The following is a 2,688-nucleotide window of genomic DNA, read 5'->3' on the forward strand; positions in this document are numbered from 1 at the left end:
CGGCTGCCGCGCTGCCCCGGTACGTCGGGGCGCGCCGGGGCCGTGTCGGTGTCCGGTTCGGAGCCCTTCTGCCGGGCGCCGCCCCGCCGTGGACCGCCGGTCCCCGGCCGGCCCTCCCGTGGTGCGCCCGCCGCCGGTGTGCCCGCCGCTGAGCCGCGCCTTCCGGAAGACCTCCCCGGGGACGGCGACACCGGGGGTGACTGCCCTCCGGAGTGGTCCAGTCGCAATTCGTAATTACCGGTTCGCGGGTTGAGGACCCACTGGTCGGCGGGGTCGATTTCGTCCGCCTGTCCTCGGTTCTGCGCATCCACGGTTGCTTGAATCCTCCGTCGGTGCCACGCGAGGCGCCTCCCCCCGAAGGCGCTCGGTCATTCGATCCAGCAGTGCGCGACCTGACGGCCGGACGCACCGGATCGCGTCACACTATCCGCCCCGTTCGGCGTCCAGTGACGCCAGTGACACATTGCACGCTCCTTATAAGCGGGCAATACGCCTATTCCTCATCGAGTTCTCACCGGGCGCCCTTCACTTTGGCGCCGGCTTTACCCGCACATCCCCACCGCGGCATTCGTGCCCGAGAACGTCGGGCTCTCGTCCGGGCTCTCCGTGGGGCGTTCGGAGGGCGTCGCCGTTGACGACTCTCCGTCGCTGTCCGCGACCACCCCGGTGTCCCCGTCGTCCTTCGCCTCGACGGAGATCGGGGAATCCTCGCGCAGCGCCTTGAAGAGCTTGTCGGCCTCGGGCTGCACCAGTTCGTCCCGGTTGCGGTTGCCTGAGTACGGTTGGCGCGGAGCGGTGAGGAACTGCACCTTTTCCGTCGGTACGTCCCGCATGGAACGCGCCAAGTCGTACAGGTCCTTGAGGCTGTTCAGCCCGGGGTCCGTGGTGACGGACTTCGTCGCCGCGTCCAGCACCGGGTAGAGCCGCGTCGGGTTGAGCAGGACGCCGTTGCTCTGCACCTTCTTGAACAACGCGCCCAGGAACCGCTGCTGCCGGTCCATGCGCTGGGTGTCGCTGCCGTCGCCGATGCCGTGGCGGCTGCGCACGAATCCGAGGGCCTGCTCGCCGTTGAGCTTCTGGCGGCCCTCGGGAAGCTTGAGATGGGCGTCCACGTCGTCGACGGGCTCCGCGAGGCAGACCTCGACGCCGTCCACCGCGTTCACCATGTCCTTGAAGCCACTGAAGTCGATCACCATGTGGTGGTCGATCCTGATGCCGGTGAGCTTCTCGACGGTACGGATGGTGCAGGCGGCGCCGCCCAGCTCGAACGCCGAGTTGAACTGCGCGAACTGCGCCCGGCTGCGGGAGCCGTCCGCCTCGCGGCAGCTGGGGATGTCCGCCATCAGGTCACGCGGTACGGAGACGGCGGTCGCGCTCTCCCGGTTCGCGGCCAGGTGCAGCAGGATCACCGTGTCGGACCGCTGCGAACCCCCGTCGTCCCGGCCGTACTTGTCGTTGTCGCCGGCCCGGCTGTCGGAGCCGATCATCAGGATGTTCGTCGCGTCGGTGGCGACGGGGACGGGACGTTCCTTCTCGTACGTACGCAACTCGGTGGCGGCGGTGGTGTCCGTGGTGATGTTGCCGTCGAGCTTCCGGTAGAACCACCAGCCGGCCGCGGAGACGCCGAGCAGGACGACCGAGGTGCCGATGGCGGTCCACCGCAGCCAGTGCCGCCGGGGGCGGGGGTGGCCGGGCTCGGTCGCGGCATCGTTGTCGGCGGGGGCGGCGGCCTGGGGGGCCGTACCACTGTCCGTACCGCCGTCAGTGGCGTCGTCGGTGACGTTGTCGGCGTCGGCGTCCTTGTCGGCTTCCGCTACGGCCTCCGCCTCCGCCTCCGCATCCGCCTCCGCATCCGCATCCGCCTCCGCTTTCGCGCCCGCTTCCGTGGTGACGGGTTCCGTGGGTGTCCCGGCATCGGGTGGCGGGGACGCCGTCGCACTCTTGTCGAGCCCAGGCGCCCCGCCCTGCGGCTCGTCCTCGGCCGGGTTGTCCGGTTCGGCCGGGGTGCCGGCACTGTCGGTCACGTCTGCGTCCATCCTTCAAGGCGTCGGCGGCGCGCTGGGCCGCCGGTTGCAGGGGTAGACGGGCGAACCCCGCGCTTGGTTGTGCGATGTGCCGCACGTTTCGCCGATCTTGTCGTGCGATACACGTTCCCTGCCGCGGGCTCGGCACGCCGTGTGCCGGACGGGTATCGCAGGAAGGGATTGTCCTACCGATATGTGAAAGGTCGGTTAACGCGGCACACGCGGCTCGCGGTCACACCGCGCGGTCGGTCACCCGCTCGCTCTCGACCCGCTTTTCGAGGCTCTGCGCCGACAGCTCCCCGAGATTCCGGCAGAGCACGACCGACCCGCCCGCCGCGAGCGGCGCGAACAGCCCGGCCGAGAGGCCCTCCCAGGTGTCGTACGCGAGCCCCGACAGCACCCGCGACCCGGGCCCCAGGCCCCGTACCCCGGCGTCCGCGCGGGCGCGCCCGACCAGACCGGCCCACGTCAGCTCCGTACGGGAAGAGGACCCGTCACCCCCGATCACCAGGCCGGGCGCCTCCGGATCCACCGGGGCGTACGGCGCGAACCGGTCGCCCTGCCCCGGCACCTCCACGGCGTAGTCGGCGAAGCCCGCCGGTGCCGCCGGGAACCGGCCGCCCAGGGGGCGCAGCGCGAGCGCCACCCGCTCGCCACCGCACGC

General features: G+C 71.1%; 2 protein-coding genes and 1 pseudogene. All 3 read right to left on the bottom strand.

Annotated features, from left to right (window positions below; genetic code table 11):
* A pseudogene (locus GT042_RS38645) lies at positions 1–311 on the bottom strand (LytR family transcriptional regulator); the annotation flags it as partial.
* Between the two features lie 231 nt (positions 312–542).
* Positions 543–2,036, bottom strand: a complete 1,494-nt coding sequence (locus tag GT042_RS02730; protein WP_161307097.1) for an LCP family protein — start codon at positions 2,034–2,036, stop codon at positions 543–545.
* Between the two features lie 220 nt (positions 2,037–2,256).
* Positions 2,257–2,688 (bottom strand): TIGR03089 family protein (locus tag GT042_RS02735; protein WP_272925668.1); only part of this gene is annotated, 432 nt, incomplete at its 5' end.

It is taken from the genome of Streptomyces sp. SID3212 (genome assembly GCF_009865405.1).
In the GTDB taxonomy this organism is placed as follows: Bacteria; Actinomycetota; Actinomycetes; order Streptomycetales; family Streptomycetaceae; genus Streptomyces.